The sequence below is a fragment of the Candidatus Mycoplasma haematominutum 'Birmingham 1' genome, assembly GCF_000319365.1.
GTDB lineage: Bacteria > Bacillota_I > Bacilli_A > Mycoplasmatales > Mycoplasmoidaceae > Eperythrozoon_A > Eperythrozoon_A haematominutum.
The window spans coordinates 200,808-216,319 of record NC_021007.1 but is presented as its reverse complement, the minus strand read 5'-3'; the positions used below and the strand labels follow the sequence as shown (position 1 = coordinate 216,319).

Below are 15,512 nucleotides of genomic sequence, written 5' to 3'. Positions count from 1 at the left end.
ACCTTTAAAGGTTATCACAATAGATAGGGAGAAGGCTTAAGTCCAGTGGAGTATAGCCTTTCTTCCAGGGAGTGCAACTCCTGCTCTTGCTCAGCTTTATATTTGGTAATTATGTGTGTAGACAGTAACTCTTCATACACATTTAGGGCTGTAGAGACGAGTAGGAGCATTCCAGTACCTCCAAAGGCAATTTGGGAGGGCAAGCCTGTTCAAATATTTAGTAAATTTGGCATAATGGTAACTAAACCTAGCATCGGTGCGCCCAATCAGTTGATCTTATTAAGCACCATTTTTATGTAATTGTGTGTCTCCTGCCCAATCATTATTCCCGGTATAAATTGAGCAGACTTCTGGAAGGACCTACACATCTCATCAGTATTAAACTGCACCTGACAATACAAAAAGGAGAAGAGCACAATCAAACAGAAGTAAATGAGCAACCCAGTAGAACTCCCGAAGGAGATATATTCCTGTATAAAAGCATTAAATCCTGGAGAGGCGGATTTACTTATCTCAGCTATACCTACAGGCAGAATCATTATAGATCCGGAAAAGACTACAGGCATTATACCTACAGGCATTAACTTAAATGGAAGATATCCTAATTTACGCTTATCCAAAATTAAACCTGCACCTATTTGCTGTATCGGAATTCTACGCACAGAACCGTTAATGAAAACCATTAGTGCAATTACCACAATATAGAAAAAGACATAAATAGAAAACTTAAAGATGTTCATAAGCAGTTGAATGTTTTCAGTACCTCCCTCAAAAGAGGCTAGGAACTTATAGGAGTTGTAAAAATTTTCAGGAAGGGAGGAAATAATTCCAGAAACAATCAGAAGTGAGATGCCATTTCCCAATCCCTTTTTAGAAATCAAATCAGAAAGAAAGAGTGCAATATAAGTTCCGGTCACAAAAACTAGCACCATCAATGCCTGCTGAATGAAGGGCAATTTTCCCAGTGTAATAAACTGTGCGCCTCCCTTTAAGTTGGAAGAAGCATCGGCATCTACCCTCTCCAGTGTAGGGTCAACCGGTTCCGGTTCCCAAAGATACTTAAAGCTAACTCCCTCATTATTTAAGAGGTAAAGAGTACCTAGTGAGGTAATTATTGCAAAGGGCATTGTCAAGAGTCTAGTGTAGAGTTCTAGTTTTACCCTACCTAACTCACCAGCCTTTCGGAGTTCATTAAGCTTTTTAACTAAATCATTTGACATTAGCTGAATGATGATCTGAGCCGTTATATATGGGGAAATTCCTACAGAGAAAATACTAGCTCTCCTAAATCCACCTCCTCCAAATAAGTTCAGTAATTGGGCCAATCCTGAAAGGTTAGAAGCTGTTCTTCTTTCGATCATAGGCGCTGTTATATGCGAACCGACCTGAAATAAAAATAGAATTGCACATGTAGCCAGTAGGGAGATAATAGTCCCCCTATTCTTAGCGAAAAAAGAGGAGGAGGCTGAACGCCTCCCCCTAGCTGTAAGCGCTAACTGAATGGCTTTCTAGGAACTAGCACTCTAGCAACTGATCAGGAGCTAACTTTACTAGCTTACTCCCACTTTTTTCAGCTCACTCTACTACTCCCCTGGAAAACTCATGCGCATAAATAGTAACTCCAGATAATGCAGAAGTATCTCCAATGATTTTGAGCCTCCTATCTCTAGAATTCAATAATCTCTTTTCTCTCAAGGTAATTCAGTTAAACTCCCTAACATCCTTAAAAAAATCCAATCTTTTTAAAGGTATCACTTTTTTAGCTGTTTTAAAAGCTCTATGATTAAAACCATATTTTCCTATTTTTCTGAAGAGGGGCATCTGCCCCCCTTCAAAACCTAGTCTTACAGTACCAGATTTTCTAGCATTTTGACCTTTCGTACCACGCGTGGATCTCCCTCCAATTCCACTGCCAAAACCTCTCCCTACTCGTTTACGTCTCTGACCCCTAGAACCTCTTGAATACTGAAGAGTATGTAACTCCATTGCCTAAATATTATTGTGAGAGCTCAGTAGCCTCTTCTACCAATGTACTTGCTCGAGGAGGGAGGTGAAATAGTTCCTCAAAAGTCTTGTCTCTTAACCGCGCTATTTGCTTCGGAGATTGCTGGGAGAGCAAGGCATTAAAGGTAGCGCGCACCATATTGACAGGATTATTAGCTCCTAGATTTTTAGAGTAAAGATCTTTATATCCAGCTAAAAGTAACAATTTTTTTACAGGACCTCCCGCAATAATTCCTGTACCGCTCTTGGCGGGTTTCAATAATACCTTTGAAGCATTATGCTTTCCCAAAAACTCATGATAAATCGTTCCCCTGCTATTCATTGGAACTTTAATTGCATTTTTTACAGCTTTTCTAGCAGCTTTCCTAAAGGCGAGGGAATACTCTCTAGACTTTCCAATTGCGAACCCCAACTTTCCTTTCTTATTCCCGGCAGCCACCAATACTCAAACTCTACTCTGACGACCCCCTCTCGTAGTCTTAGATACCCTCTTGACCTTAATCACCTTTTCCTCAAATTCATTTAGCTGAAGATTTAAGAGTCTCTTATCATCTTCTTTACGTTCTTCAACATTCTTTAAGATTCTAGAACCGCCTGGAATATTTTCTCCCTTCTTAGCTTCATTTTCCCTAACCTTTTTTCTGTAATCATAAAGTAAAACGGTTTTCTTAGCTTCTACCTTAGTACTCACTATATTTTTATCCCGTTTTCTAGAAGGCGCTCTCTCACCTTCTGAATAGTACCATAATAGCTATGATATCCCCTATCCAAGCTCAGGCTATCTATCTTTCGTGCATTCAATTTTTCCAGTAAAGAAGCCACTATCTTTTCTAAATTCTCCACACCCCCTTTCTTGATTTTCAGTTGAAGCGAAGAAGCTGAAAAAAGTACCCTTCCATCCTTAGGAGACTTCACTAAGAGATATAGGTGCAAATTAGTCTTTTTCACCCTAAGAATGTGTTTTCTCCCCTCTCGAGCCTTCGAGAGTACTTTAGTAGCTCTCCTGCTTCGTCTAGACTGAATTTCAGCAAGGCTATCCCGAGAAATAGTCTAACTCGACCTATTTTTTAGCTCCTTCAGCACTCTTTCCCTGCTTCCTAACTACTATTTCTCCCTCAATTCTGATTCCCTTCCCCTTATAAGGTTCCACGGGTCTCTGCTTCTTAACGAGGGCAGCAAATTCTCCTAATATTTCCTTATTGTGAGAACTAAGTAAAATCTCCTTTCCGGAGGAGGGGATAGACAGTTGAAGCTCTCCCGGTACCTGCAAAATTTTCTCCCTTGAATAACCTAGAGATAAATGCAGCTTATCTCCCCTCTGAAGCGCCTTATATCCTACTCCTTCAATAATCAATTTTTTCTGGAATCCCCTAGTTAAGCCTATAATAGCTCCATAGCAAAGTGAATTTAAAGTGCCCTGCATCATATTAGAAAATTTAGAGTTATTTCCCCTCTCAAAGCTCAGAATTTCATTTTCATACCTAACCTTCACAATCTTAGAATCATACATAATCTTTCTACTCTTCTCTCCCTTTTTAAAAAGTAGGTAATTTTCTGTAAGCTCAAATTCTAAGCCTTCCGGTACCGTTAAACTCCTATTTCCTATTCGAGACAATCTAAATTTTTATCCTATCATACATAAGCTAAAATGATTCCCCCTAATTTACGTTTTCTAGCTTCCTTCTCGCAGAGTACTCCCTGAGAGGTACTCACAATTACAGTAGCAAGCCCAGACATCACTATAGGCAATTCCCTTCATCCCGCACTTACCTTTCTGCTAGGGGTAGTAATCTTTCTCAATCCAGTAATAGAGGAGACACCATCCTTATATTTCAAGTAGATAGTGCTTCTACGTTTATTATTCTCCACTTTAGTAATAAAACCTCTAATATATCCCTCCTCCTCCATCACCCTCAAAATTTCCTCGAGTAGCTTAGAGGATCAAAAAGATACCTCCTTCTTTTTAACGCGACTGCCTAACTTAATTTGATTCAACCCATTCGCAACTAAATCTGTTACCATGAGGCTTTTTTAACTCCTGGGATGTAACCCCAACTAGCTAGTTCCCTAAAGCAGAGCCTGCACAGCATATAATCCCTAAATACTGCTCTCGCTCTACCGCAACGACCACATCTAGTATATGCCCTGCACTTAAACTTAGGCACTTTTTGTTGCTTATAAATCAGCGACTTTTTAGCCATACTACCTAACCTCTAGCAAATGGACAGCCTAACTGGGCAAACATAGCTAAAGAGGCTTCCCTATTACTATTAGAAGTCACAAAACTGATATTCATTCCCCTCAATTTTTTAACCTTATCGTAGTTTAATTCAGTAAATATAATTTGCTCCTTTACTCCAATATTTAAATTTCCCTGACTGTCTACAGCGGATCTCCGTATTCCCTTAAAGTCTCTAGCTCTAGGAAGTGCGACCTTAAAAAACTTCTCTGCAAAAGACCACATTCTGTCATTTCGTAGAGTTACCTTCAACCCTACTGGCTGACCCTCACGTAACTTAAATTCAGCAATTGAAGCTTTAGATTTAGTAATTAGTGGTTTCTGAGCCACTATCAACTCTAACTCTCTAGCCGATGATTCTATAAACTGTTTATCTTTTGAACCATCTCCGCAGCCTATATTAATTACTATCTTTTGCAGTCTAGGCACTTGCATTGGAGAACTAAATTCAAATTCCCTCATAAGGGAGCTAATAATCTCAGTCCTATACTTCTCCCTTAAACTTCAGCTAAAATCGCTCACTTCTATGTTTTAGCTTTTTTCCTACTTATCCTCTCTTTTTTACCCTCCTTGATTAAATAGGAGACTTTAATAGCTCCCTCTTTCTTATTAGACGACAGTAATGCCAAATTTGAGAGGTGGATAGGCCTCTCAAATTCTATTAAACCTTTACCTCTCTTATATACAGTACACTTATATACTCCCTCCACCACAGCAGCCTCCCTCTCGACTAAAATACGTTTAATTTTGCCCTCCTTACCCTTCTCTGAGCCCCTCATAACTAGCACTTGATCTCCCTTCTTTAACCTCCTCACCTGCCTTAAAAAACAAACTCAGCAATTGAAATTAACTTATTGTAACCCTTCTCTTTGAGCTCTCTTGAAAGGGGGCCAAATACCCTAGTGCCCAAAATAGAACCATCATTTTTAAGCAAAACACAGGAATTCTCATCAAATGAAAGAGTTGCACCTGATTTTCGCCTTACTTTAGACTTTGTCCTCACAATTAAAGCTTTAAACATCTCTCCTTTTTTAACTCCAGAAAAGGAGGAGAGTTTCTTGACTGAGACTAAAACTACATCTCCTACACCTGCATACCTCCTTCTAGTGCCTCCATATACCTTTATAACCCCCACCTCTTTAGCTCCAGTATTGTCGGCAACATTTAGTCTTGAGAGGACCTGAATCACTATTTAGACAGTTTTTGCTTTCTATAATCTGGAGGAAGTAATACCCATCTTTTTAAGGCCGATCTAGGTCTAGAACTCAAAATGCTTACAGTATCTCCAACCGCTGCACTATTCAACTCATCGTGAGCATGACATTTCTTATACCGCGTTTTAGTCACCCCATATTTAGGTATCTTATAACTTCTTGCTACCCTCACTACTATAGTCTTAGGCCTCACTGAAATTACCTGACCAGTCAGGATTTTTCCCCTAAGTTCTCGCACCGCCTCTTCCATATCTATCTATTTTTTCTAGCTAATTTAGAGCGCTCTTCAGCATCTGCTAACTTCATATAGTGAGCTAAATCCCTATTACTAAAGCTTTCCTTTCGCTCATGCAAAATTGTGAGAATTCTCGCAATCATTCGCTTAGTTCCCTTAATTAAATTAGTATTCTTAAGGGAACCTTGAGAAAGTTGAAATCTGTACTCCACTAACCTTACCTTAAGATCGAATAGTAATTTTTTTAGTTTTTCGGTCTCAGTAGCCCTTAACTCTTTAGTCTCGCTAGCCATCTGATTTAAATGGTTAGTTCCCTAAATATTGTTTCAGTTTTAATAGGAAGTTTCGCACTAGCTTTGTAGAAAGTCTTTAATATCTCCTCTTTCTCTAAACCTGCAACTTCAAATAAAATAGTGCCCTCTTTAACTGTAGCTACAAAGTGGCTAGGAGCTCCCTTTCCGGAGCCCATTCTAACTTCTAATGGCTTTTTAGAGAGAGAAAGGTGGGGAAAAACTCTGATTCACATTCTTCCTGTTTTCCCTAACCTCTTTGAAATGGCAATTCTCGCAGCCTCCAACTGTCTCTCCGTAATTCAAGCTCCCTCTAACGCCCTAAGTCCCGCAACACCGTAAGAGATATATCTATTACCCTTTGCCTTTCCCTCATAGCTAACCTTGTGAGGTTTTCTCCATTTAGTTCTCTTAGGCTGCACCTACAACCTTTCTATGTACTCTCAGCAATAACATATCTTCCTGTTTCATCTCTAAACACCTTTACCTTTTCAGGCATTGGTGCATAATACTCTCCAAAATATAACCCCCTATTAACTCACACTTTTACACCTAAAACTCCATATGTAGTTCTAGCTACTTTATATGCATATTCAATATTTGCGCGCAATGTAGAGCAGGGTATTTCCCCCTCTGTTGCACTTTCCGACCTAGCCATATCAGCTCCGTTAATTCTGCCTGAAACTTGTATTCTTATTCCCTTTGCTCCAGCATACATCGCAGTTTTTATGGTGCGCTTCAATGTAATTCGAAGAGGCACCCTATCTTCCAACATAGTTACCACTTCATTAGCTAATACAATTGCACTAACTCCGGGATTCTTAAGTTCCAGGAATACTATCTCCACTTCTCACGCACCGCTTATGAGTTTCTTAAGCGCCCTAGTTAATCTCTCCCTCTCCTTTTCATGATCAAATAATCCTACCTCAACCAAGTGAAGTGTAATGGTAATCATTCAAGTGCCAGTATAGTTCATAAACCTATCAAGTTCAATTTGAGCAAGTATTCCCTCTCTACACTCAGTATTAAGATACTTTCTAATTTTTTCATCCTCTAGTATCCACTGAGCCGCACTTTTCTTATCTGGAGCATTTCACCTAGAGAGTCAATTTTTATTGAAGCCTAGTCTTACGCAATTAGGATTACTCTTTTGACCCATGCTTTAAGCTCCCTCTTGAGCCTGATCATCTATTTTCTTAGTACTTAATTCTGCTCCCAATTTAATTGACTTTAGTTTAGGTGCTTTTCTAGAGCTAGTAGAAACTCTCTCCTTTTCCTTCAATACTACCTTTAGGTGAGAAAATCTATGTAGCCTTAAATCAGTTCTACCCTTTGCCCTGGGAAAGCCTCGTTTTAGTGAAGCTCCTTTAAGGGCAGTGCACTCATGTATCTCCAAAATATCTCCATTTAACGCGTAATTATGTACAGCATTATTAGCTGCTTCCTTAAATAATTTTTGGAGTAAAGTTACAGTCTTTTCCCTTGGAATGCTTTCTAGAATTCTATAAGCCTTTTCGAGTGGCTGTCTATTCACGAGTCTACACACATGTATAGCTTTTCTGGGAGAAATCCTAATATTTCTATGCACTACCTTCACTAACATTTAGACTCTACTTTTTACTTTGCGCTGTCTTAGCTAGTGTATGTTGTTTGAATACTCGAGTTGGTGCAAATTCTCCCAACTTATGACCTAGCATATACTCATTGCACTGAACAGTCACAAAAGATCTTCCATTATGTACTAAAAATGTCAGTGAGAGAAATTCGGGATAAATCGTACTATTTCTCGATCAAGTCTTGATAGCTTTTTTCTTTTCCTGTTGCTGCATCTTAGCAGCTTTCTTAAGTAAACTAGGCAGAACATATAATCCCTTTTTACTACTTCTTCCCACGCTCTAACTTGCTCCCCTTCTCTGCACAATCATCCTATTAGAGGGAGACCTTTTAGACCTGGTCTTTACCCCCATATGTCGCTTTCCTCAGGGGGTTCTTGGCGCATCCCTACCAATAGAACATCTCCCCTCTCCCCCTCCGTGTATATGATCATTAGGATTCATAGCTACTCCTCTGACTGTAGGTCTCACCCCTAATTTTCTATTTCTACCCGCCTTTCCTAGTCTCACTAAATTATGGTCTACTGCCGACAATTGTCCTAGTGTCGCTCTCGCCTCATTTTTGATTTTTCTCATTTCCTTGGAAGGCAATTTAATAAGAGTGTAAGCTCCAGTTAAATCCTTTCCTAAAATTTGTGCTTGTCCTCCAGCGGATCTAACTAACTGTCCTCCAGCTCCTGGTCTTAACTCGATATTGTGCACCATCATCCCTTCAGGAATAACTCCTATCGGCATGCAATCACCCACCCTTAAGCTAGTTCTCTTCAGACTAGAAAGCACTATATCTCCCTCCTTCACTCCCTCAGGAGTTAAAATGTATCTCTTCTCTCCATCAGCATAATTGACTAGTGAAATAAAACAAGATCTATTGGGATCATACTCAATTGTCTTTACCCTTCCTGGTATCTCAAATTTATTTCTCTTAAAATCTACCAACCTATACTTTCGTTTCCGCTCTCCCCCTTTATGACGTACTGTAATTTGACCAGTATTATTTCTACCTGCATGTTTTTTTCTAGTTTTTAAGAGAGGTTTGTGAGGTTTATATCCCCTAGTAAGTGTGTTTCTGTAATCTATCGTTAAGACTACCCTCTTTCCTGAACTTCGTAATACTGTCTGTTTAATAGCCATTACCTACCTATGCTTTTTTTCTTTTTCTTCTTTTTAACGGCGGCTTGCCTGGGTTGAGTCTTGGTTTCCGCTACCTGCGCCCCCCCCCGAAGCTTCACTTGCAGGAGACTTCTTTTCTGGTTTACATTGAGCTAAGTTATTTAAAGTCTGATCATGGAATCCTCAGACACACACATCATCCCATCTTTCAGCCAATAAGTCATCAGATAATTTTTCCCAAGGTTTAGAACTCGAATCGCTCCCTCCAGTTGCGGATGCCTCTTTCTTAGTATCAGTATGTGCGGTTGGATCACTCATAAATTTGCACATTTCTTCATCGAGAAGGCAAATCTCTCCAAATTTACTTTCCTCTCGCTCCTGAGTAACTTCAGCGGAAGTGGGCATTCCCCCTGTCACTACTGCTGCTCCGTAAGGGCCGGCACCCAAGCCTGTTCCAAATAGCAAAGAAGTCAATAATTTACTAGGAGCTGGCATTATTTTTTAAACTCTAGTTCCTAAACAATGATCATAGAAAGCTATAAAATTTACAGCTTTAAACCTAATGTTCCTACTGTTTTACTCATTTCAATACTCCTATGCTTTTTCTCGTTACCCCTAATCTGCATTTCCCTCACTCTTAATTTTCTCTACCTGCTTTTCCGCTTTGGCCAGCTCCTTTTCTTTTATCCCTTGTACAGTTTCAGTATTCGTAGGCACTGTCTTAACTTCAACCACTTCTTTTGATTCTTTTAATAGTTCTTCCTCAACTGCCTCAGCTCCCTCTATTTCCTTCTTAAGATTTAAAAAATCCTCCTTAGTGAGAGAGATATATGCAATTTTCCTAGCTTTTGTAAAATTGTGACGCCCGTATTTAGTAACTCTAGTAGGTTGTGGATGTTTTACAAGAGTGTTAACACTTTTTACACGCACTCCAAATATTGCCTTAAATGCCTTTCGAATCATAATTTTGTTTGCATTCCTGTCAACTATAAAAGCTAGCACAAATGTAGTTTGGGTTTTATTACCAAATCGCTTCCCCGGAGTATAAGGTTCTCTAATAACATTAATTAACTCCATTTCTGAAAATGATTAAGCTTTAGCCATTCTAGTCCTGAAGTACTTAATACTAAACTTGTAGCCTTCATCAAATTATTAAGAGAAATAGACTCTGCTAAGCATACCTCAACTCCCTCAATATTTCTAGCTCCCAACACTAGAGGCTCTTCTAACTTTTCAACTAGTAAAAAAATTCGTTTGGGGTCGCATTCAGCTTTTTTAAGTAATCTAGATATTGTTTTAGTCTTATTAGCTGGAAATCCCTCTAACTCTTTGGTATCAATTATGAAGAGCTTATCCCTAACTATGGCCTGAGTTCAACAAGATTTAACTGCAAGAGCCCTCACTCTTTTATTTACCTTTTTATAGTGATTTACCTCCTTACGGGGACCAAATACCACTCCACCTCCCACAAACTGGGGATTTCTCCTTGAACCCTGTCTCGCTCTACCTGTATGCTTCTGTCTATAGGGCTTTTTCCCGCCTCCAGAGATTTCTCCCTTAGTCTTAGTATGGGGTCTGGCTAATCTCGTAGAAGAGAGCTCTGAAATAACTGTCTGAAATACAGCTTCTGAGTGAAAAAATGTAGGATCCCAATTGCTCACAATATCTTTTACTTGTAACGATCCCATCTGTTCTCCATCAAGACTGAAAACTTTTAAGCTTCTATCCACTCTAAAGGGCCACCAACTTCTCTGGTACGATAGGTCTTGCTTTATGAATAGACTTTAGTCTCACTAATGATTTTTTTCTGCCTGGTACAGAGCCGCTTAACACTACCATATTTTTTTCGCTATCTATGTGCAAAATCTTCAAATTCTGAATAGTACACTTTTCTGCTCCAGCCCTTCCAGACATTTTTTTCCCCTTCCATACCTTTTGAGCTGATCTGCCCCCTCTTCCAGTTTCCAGCGAACCTTGATATCTGTGAGGATAACCTGACCCATGGGTCTTCGGGCTTGTTGCAAAATTTCATCTTTTGATCGCACCTGTAAAGCCCATACCCCTAGAAATTCCCTGCACCTTAATTAACTCTCCTACTTGAAATAATTCCGCTATCTTCACGAAATCTCCCCTCTTATACTCTTTCTCTTCATCTCAACTGAGCTCTCCAATTTTACGCCTTAAGGGTAATTCTCCCTCCCTAAATTGACCCTGAACTGGTTTAGAAATATGCTTAGGGGTAGATTCCTCTCCTATTCCTACCACAATTGAAGAGTATCCAAACTTTTCCCTTCTCTTTACAAATAGCACCTGAGTAGGAACTGGCCTTACAAATGTAACTGGGATAAATTCCCCAGATTGAGCAAACACACTACTCATTCCTATTTTCTGACATATAACCTCTCTCATCCCCTTAACCTATTAGGGAAATTCTTAAATCTAAAGAAGCGGGAAGGCTCATTCTCTCAAAATATGAAAGTAATTTACTATCATACTCTGAAATTAAGATCAAACGTCTGTGCTCTTTCTTCTCAAAGTGCTCCATTGAAGGTTTATTAACGTGAGGAGACTTCAAAACCGTATAAAGTTTAGTTTTAGTAGGTAAGGGAATTGGGCCCTGAATCTTAGAATTATGCTTCAAAGCTAACTCCACTATCTTCTTCACCCATAAATCTAAAAGTCTATAGTCAAAGGAAATTAACTTAAGTTTGAGTGTAGAATTCAACTTATTTTAAAGTTTATCTACCTTAAAGAGTCATTATTTTAATAATATAGCCTAAATTCTCCTAAAAAACATAACATTAAATCAAAGGCTAGGCTTTTTTAAGCCGGATTAGTTTAGTGGTAAAACGAGTCAATGGTAATGACTTGAGAAGTGTTCGATTCACTTATTCGGCACCAATGTATTAAATAGGGAAGAGCAAGAGACTTTTCGCTTTCGCGAAAAGCCTCTAAAAAGCCCCTCCCCTACTTAGAAGCTGGTTTGAATTCTACAGTTGCTCCTATTGCCTCAAATTTGGACTTCAACTCTTCAAACTGAGAAGAGGGAATATCTGCCTTAACAAGTGAGGGAGCACTATCTACTATTTTTTTTGCTTCCATCAAACCTAGTGAGGTCAACTCTCTAACCAATTTAATTACACCTATTTTATTAGTGCCTGCAGCTGTCAGATAGAGGTCTTTGTTCGCATCAACTTTCTCTCCCTCTTCTTCCTTTTTTTCTCCTGAAGTCGGTGCTGCAAAACTTGTAGCGCTGACATTAAATTCTGTTTCTAATTCCCTTACCAACTCATTTAATTCCACTACACTAAACTCTTTTAAACTTGCAATAATCTCCTTACTGTTTAACTTTGTAGACACTACCTAACCTCGCTCTTAGCTGCTATAGCCTTTATATTAAATATTAATGAAAGAATAGGATAATTCAAAAGATATGCAAATTTAGAAAGTACTGCTTCTCTATCTAGTCAGTTTGGAATATACTCTCTCTGTTTTTCTGTTAAAAACTTGTTATTACAGTAAACAGCACCGAAATTCAGTAATTCATATTTTTTAACTAGCTGAGCTAGCAATTTTAAGGGGGCAATCTGTTCAGACTTGATTAAAAGCAAAAAATGCTGGCCTGCAATTTCACCTACTTCCGCACCTTCAGTAAATTGAGCGAGAGCCCTCTTCAACACATTATTAGAAACCATTTTTACCTCTCCTTCATACTTTTTTACCTCCCTCCTAAGTCACTCAGAAGACTTAGCTCCTAGTGAACTGTATTTAACTGTTGCAAAAGAAGCAGATTCCCTCATTTTCTGCACTAACACTCTTACCTGTTGCTCTTTTACAGTATGGCTAGACCTCATAACTTTATTTAAATAGCTGTATCATATAAAAGGGAGAAATTAAAAATTCCCCTCCAATAGGGGAATTTCACTAGTTTTTAGACAGATAGTGAGTAGCTTTTGAAAGAAAGAGGAAAGTCCATGCTTGCATAGTCTGAGATGACTATAGTGTTTGTGTAAGTATATAAAAAATAAAACTTAACAATTAGTGAAAACTAGTTGATGGCAGAGATAACTTCTAAGTATTTTGAACAGCTCTTATATGAAGTTATCTCCATAAAGTGCCACAGAGACGAGCTTTATAGAAATATAAAGTGTGAAACGCGGTAAACCCCTCAAGCAAGAAACCTAAAAATTGGTAAGGGAATTTAGACAAAGGAATTCAACTGAGTCTAGAAATATAGAAATTGTTTCCTATATTAGATTAATTACTCACCTCTAAGCCCAGCTTAGATACAGAACATGGCTTATCGTCTGCCTTTAATAGTATTATTTCTCCCCCTTATTACTAACTTCTATTCGCAAACAATTCATTGTAGAGTTCTGAATAATGTCTGATAGGTTTCAAGTGGATTTTATCCAAGATATCAGAGGGTACATCTTCTAGATATCTCTCACTTTCTTTAGGGAAAAAAATAGTATCTACTCCTCCTCTAACGGCAGAAATAATTTTTTCCTTTAAGCCTCCTATAGGAAGTACTTTCCCCCTAAGTGTAATCTCCCCCGTCATTGCTACATTACTTGGAATAGGTACTTTCAGGAAGGCAGATAACATTGCTGTAGTTATAGTAATACCTGCAGAAGGACCGTCTTTTGGAACACCTCCGGCTGGAACATGCAGATTTATATCTAAATTTGACCATTCAGTGTCAGAAAGTTTAAATTCCTCTTCATTAGCCCTGATATAGGAAAGCGCAACATTCGCTGATTCCTTCATAGTATCCTTTAAATTACCTGTCAATAGTAAATTTCCCTTTCCTGAGTAGAAGTTAATCTCTACAGGCAGTAAGTCTCCTCCATATTCTGTATATGCCATTCCATTTACTACTCCAGGAATTGAAATTTCATCCTTAACTGTATATTCATACTTTTCAGTTGAAAGATATTCTCTAACCTTTTCTTCACTAATTTTTTCTGACTTAAGATTTTTATCCGTTTCTTGCTTTTGCACAAATTTTCTAGCTATCTGAGAAAGACACTGTTTTAAACCCCTTACTCCCGCTTCGCGAGTATATCTCTGAATAATATACTCCACTGCCTTGTCTGAGAAAGTTAACTCACTATCTTTAAGTCCATGTTCTTCCAATACTTCTGAAATCAAACTGGTTTTAGCTATAAACATTTTCTCCTTTTCAGTATAGGAGGTTAATCTAATAATTTCTAGTCTATCCAATAATGGTTCTGGAATATTATCCTCATAGTTTGCTGTAGCTATAAACATAATTTTGGAGAGATCTATCTCCTCCTCTATGTAATTATCTAGGAATTTACTATTCTGATTCGGATCCAATACCTCTAGGAGAGCTGATACAGGATCTCCGTGATGTCCTGCTGCAACTTTATCAATTTCATCAAGTAAGAATACTGGATTATTGACCTGAGCTTGTTTTAAACCCTTAACTATCTTTCCTGGCATTGCTCCAACATAGGTTTTTCTGTGGCCCCTAATTTCTGCCTCATCACTCATTCCTCCCAGGGAAATTTTGACACAAACCTTGTTAAGTCCCCTTGCTATAGATTGAGCTAGCGAAGTTTTACCTACTCCGGGAGGTCCAACGAGGCAAATAATCGTGCCTTGAGCTTTTTTAGTTTTCTTCTGTACTGCCACAAATTCAATAATTCTGTCCTTAACTTTTTCAAGCCCACAATGTTTTTTATCTAACTCTTTTCTCACTTTCTGAATATTTGACTGATCTTTAGAACTCTTAAATCAGGGAAGAGAAATTAATCAGGAAACATAGTTGTGAAGTACTAAAGATTCATTACTTGACATTGAATTAGTATATTCCATTTTCTTTAACTCTTCTGCAACTCTCTCCTTAATATTTGAGGGGGCATGCTCTCCCTTTAACCACTCTCTAAACTTTTTCAACTCTGAGTCTTTGGTAATTCCCTCTCCTAATTCTTCCCGAATTACCTTTATTCTCTCTCTCAGATAAAATTCCCTCTGCTGTCTGGAGATATTTTTATTTACCTTACGGGTGATTGAACTATTAATATGTTCTCTCTCAATTTCAGAAAGATAATCGTAATCTAACATGAGTGAGATTCTCTTAGAAACATTTAACTCTTCTAGCCATTTTTGCTTTATTTCAACACCATCGCGTTCTGAGAGAGGTCAAAGTCCGCAAAGTCTATCAATTAGCAATGTGCAATTCTCCAGATCCTTCTCTTCCCCTCCCTTTTCATCTACTATTGCTAGTTTTTTCACCTTTTCATAGTCTTCCCCCTTAAGTGAGAAAAGTTCCTCGCAGAATTTAAACAACTCATCGATGGAGGCTTTATTTTTCACTATTGAAGAATTCTTCTCCTTTAAAAACTCAAAATTGGAGACTCACATCTTACCTAACTCTTCCTGTCCTGGATGTCTTGAGAGATGCGCATTAAACAGTTTTACTCGGTGGAGGCCTTCTAACACTACTGTCAGAGAACCATCCTTGTGTTCTTTTATGGATTTAATATTTGCGATTGTTCCTATTCTGTATAAGTCCGCAGGCATGGGAAAGTCCACTTCAAATTCTTTTTGCGCAACAATGATTATCTTGTTCTTGAAGCAGCGTTCAGAACATCTGATTGCACTAACAGAACATTCTCTACCTATTTCTATTGCACTCTTTGTGTGGGGGAATAAGACTAAATTTCGAGAGACTAAAACAGGATATTGCGTATTCAATTCCAATTCTGATATCAGCTCTCTTTCTCTTTCTCTTTCTCTCTCCTTTTTGGGTGCCGCCATGCCTCTTATCTAAGTTAT

General features: G+C 38.4%; 25 protein-coding genes, 1 tRNA gene and 1 other RNA gene. 2 read left to right on the top strand and 25 right to left on the bottom strand.

The genetic code is table 4. The features are described from left to right. Positions 1-11 precede the first annotated feature (11 nt). The 22 genes from secY to rpsJ all read right to left on the bottom strand — a co-directional run bounded on the left by secY (position 12) and on the right by rpsJ (position 11,430). Positions 12-1,373: a preprotein translocase subunit SecY gene (gene secY / locus MHM_RS01140; RefSeq protein ID WP_245529209.1), complete on the bottom strand. Its 1,362-nt coding sequence runs from the start codon at positions 1,371-1,373 to the stop codon at positions 12-14. A 142-nt stretch (positions 1,374-1,515) separates the two neighbouring features. Continuing rightward, positions 1,516-1,986, bottom strand: coding sequence for a 50S ribosomal protein L15 (gene rplO / locus MHM_RS01135; protein ID WP_015511596.1), 471 nt, complete (start codon positions 1,984-1,986; stop codon positions 1,516-1,518). 10 nt (positions 1,987-1,996) lie between these two features. Continuing rightward, entirely contained in the window at positions 1,997-2,695 is a 699-nt protein-coding gene (gene rpsE, locus MHM_RS01130) for a 30S ribosomal protein S5 (RefSeq protein ID WP_015511595.1), read from the bottom strand. Then, entirely contained in the window at positions 2,695-3,027 is a 333-nt protein-coding gene (locus tag MHM_RS01125) for a 50S ribosomal protein L18 (protein ID WP_281086571.1), read from the bottom strand. Before MHM_RS01125 ends, rpsE begins: the two co-directional genes overlap by 1 nt. Positions 3,028-3,064: 37 nt before the next feature. Then, positions 3,065-3,619: a 50S ribosomal protein L6 gene (locus MHM_RS01120; protein ID WP_015511593.1), complete on the bottom strand. Its 555-nt coding sequence runs from the start codon at positions 3,617-3,619 to the stop codon at positions 3,065-3,067. A 14-nt stretch (positions 3,620-3,633) separates the two neighbouring features. Continuing rightward, the gene (locus tag MHM_RS01115) at positions 3,634-4,026 is read right to left on the bottom strand and encodes an uS8 family ribosomal protein (protein WP_015511592.1); all 393 of its coding nucleotides are present in this window, start codon (positions 4,024-4,026) and stop codon (positions 3,634-3,636) included. Then, complete coding sequence (locus MHM_RS01110; protein ID WP_015511591.1) at positions 4,020-4,205, bottom strand: type Z 30S ribosomal protein S14; 186 nt, start codon at positions 4,203-4,205, stop codon at positions 4,020-4,022. Before MHM_RS01110 ends, MHM_RS01115 begins: the two co-directional genes overlap by 7 nt. 5 nt (positions 4,206-4,210) lie before the next feature. Continuing rightward, positions 4,211-4,765, bottom strand: a complete 555-nt coding sequence (gene rplE / locus MHM_RS01105) for a 50S ribosomal protein L5 (RefSeq protein WP_015511590.1) — start codon at positions 4,763-4,765, stop codon at positions 4,211-4,213. A 2-nt stretch (positions 4,766-4,767) separates the two neighbouring features. Beyond that, positions 4,768-5,058, bottom strand: a complete 291-nt coding sequence (gene rplX, locus MHM_RS01100; RefSeq protein ID WP_015511589.1) for a 50S ribosomal protein L24 — start codon at positions 5,056-5,058, stop codon at positions 4,768-4,770. Between the two features lie 5 nt (positions 5,059-5,063). Next, the gene (gene rplN, locus MHM_RS01095; RefSeq protein WP_015511588.1) at positions 5,064-5,432 is read right to left on the bottom strand and encodes a 50S ribosomal protein L14; all 369 of its coding nucleotides are present in this window, start codon (positions 5,430-5,432) and stop codon (positions 5,064-5,066) included. Further along, complete coding sequence (locus tag MHM_RS01090) at positions 5,432-5,707, bottom strand: small ribosomal subunit protein uS17 (RefSeq protein WP_015511587.1); 276 nt, start codon at positions 5,705-5,707, stop codon at positions 5,432-5,434. Before MHM_RS01090 ends, rplN begins: the two co-directional genes overlap by 1 nt. 2 nt (positions 5,708-5,709) lie before the next feature. Beyond that, on the bottom strand, positions 5,710-5,985 hold the full coding sequence (gene rpmC, locus MHM_RS01085) for a 50S ribosomal protein L29 (RefSeq protein ID WP_015511586.1): 276 nt from the start codon (positions 5,983-5,985) through the stop codon (positions 5,710-5,712). Positions 5,986-5,990: 5 nt separating this feature from the next. After that, positions 5,991-6,404, bottom strand: coding sequence for a 50S ribosomal protein L16 (gene rplP, locus MHM_RS01080; RefSeq protein ID WP_015511585.1), 414 nt, complete (start codon positions 6,402-6,404; stop codon positions 5,991-5,993). A gap of 11 nt (positions 6,405-6,415) precedes the next feature. Beyond that, complete coding sequence (gene rpsC / locus MHM_RS01075) at positions 6,416-7,141, bottom strand: 30S ribosomal protein S3 (RefSeq protein ID WP_015511584.1); 726 nt, start codon at positions 7,139-7,141, stop codon at positions 6,416-6,418. A 3-nt stretch (positions 7,142-7,144) separates the two neighbouring features. Continuing rightward, a complete protein-coding gene (locus MHM_RS01070) occupies positions 7,145-7,585 on the bottom strand; it encodes a large ribosomal subunit protein uL22 (RefSeq protein ID WP_015511583.1) in 441 nt (146 codons plus the stop codon). Positions 7,586-7,592: 7 nt separating this feature from the next. Beyond that, positions 7,593-7,874, bottom strand: coding sequence for a 30S ribosomal protein S19 (rpsS, locus tag MHM_RS01065; RefSeq protein WP_015511582.1), 282 nt, complete (start codon positions 7,872-7,874; stop codon positions 7,593-7,595). A gap of 3 nt (positions 7,875-7,877) precedes the next feature. Then, on the bottom strand, positions 7,878-8,726 hold the full coding sequence (gene rplB / locus MHM_RS01060; RefSeq protein WP_015511581.1) for a 50S ribosomal protein L2: 849 nt from the start codon (positions 8,724-8,726) through the stop codon (positions 7,878-7,880). Positions 8,727-8,759: 33 nt separating this feature from the next. After that, positions 8,760-9,200, bottom strand: coding sequence for a hypothetical protein (locus tag MHM_RS02835; RefSeq protein WP_015511580.1), 441 nt, complete (start codon positions 9,198-9,200; stop codon positions 8,760-8,762). A gap of 120 nt (positions 9,201-9,320) precedes the next feature. Further along, the gene (rplW, locus tag MHM_RS01050) at positions 9,321-9,782 is read right to left on the bottom strand and encodes a 50S ribosomal protein L23 (protein WP_015511579.1); all 462 of its coding nucleotides are present in this window, start codon (positions 9,780-9,782) and stop codon (positions 9,321-9,323) included. After that, positions 9,773-10,435 carry a 50S ribosomal protein L4 gene (gene rplD / locus MHM_RS01045; RefSeq protein WP_015511578.1) on the bottom strand — a complete coding sequence of 221 codons (663 nt, stop codon included), beginning with the start codon at positions 10,433-10,435 and terminating at the stop codon, positions 9,773-9,775. The genes rplW and rplD overlap by 10 nt, the downstream gene beginning before the upstream one ends. Before the next feature lies 1 nt (position 10,436). Continuing rightward, positions 10,437-11,114 carry a 50S ribosomal protein L3 gene (gene rplC / locus MHM_RS01040; RefSeq protein WP_015511577.1) on the bottom strand — a complete coding sequence of 226 codons (678 nt, stop codon included), beginning with the start codon at positions 11,112-11,114 and terminating at the stop codon, positions 10,437-10,439. A 4-nt stretch (positions 11,115-11,118) separates the two neighbouring features. After that, complete coding sequence (gene rpsJ / locus MHM_RS01035; protein ID WP_015511576.1) at positions 11,119-11,430, bottom strand: 30S ribosomal protein S10; 312 nt, start codon at positions 11,428-11,430, stop codon at positions 11,119-11,121. A 102-nt stretch (positions 11,431-11,532) separates the two neighbouring features. Between rpsJ and MHM_RS01030 the strand changes: the two genes are divergently transcribed. Continuing rightward, positions 11,533-11,606: transfer RNA gene (locus MHM_RS01030), tRNA-Thr, on the top strand. Between the two features lie 66 nt (positions 11,607-11,672). Here the strand turns inward: MHM_RS01030 and rplL are convergent. Continuing rightward, complete coding sequence (gene rplL / locus MHM_RS01025) at positions 11,673-12,065, bottom strand: 50S ribosomal protein L7/L12 (protein ID WP_015511575.1); 393 nt, start codon at positions 12,063-12,065, stop codon at positions 11,673-11,675. After that, positions 12,065-12,559 carry a 50S ribosomal protein L10 gene (rplJ, locus tag MHM_RS01020; RefSeq protein ID WP_015511574.1) on the bottom strand — a complete coding sequence of 165 codons (495 nt, stop codon included), beginning with the start codon at positions 12,557-12,559 and terminating at the stop codon, positions 12,065-12,067. Before rplJ ends, rplL begins: the two co-directional genes overlap by 1 nt. Before the next feature lie 81 nt (positions 12,560-12,640). Here rplJ and rnpB point away from each other — a divergent pair. Further along, positions 12,641-13,013, top strand: an RNA gene (rnpB, locus tag MHM_RS02865) — RNase P RNA component class B. Between the two features lie 33 nt (positions 13,014-13,046). Here rnpB and lon read toward each other — a convergent pair. Next, entirely contained in the window at positions 13,047-15,494 is a 2,448-nt protein-coding gene (lon, locus tag MHM_RS01015; RefSeq protein ID WP_015511573.1) for an endopeptidase La, read from the bottom strand. Positions 15,495-15,512: the final 18 nt, after the last annotated feature.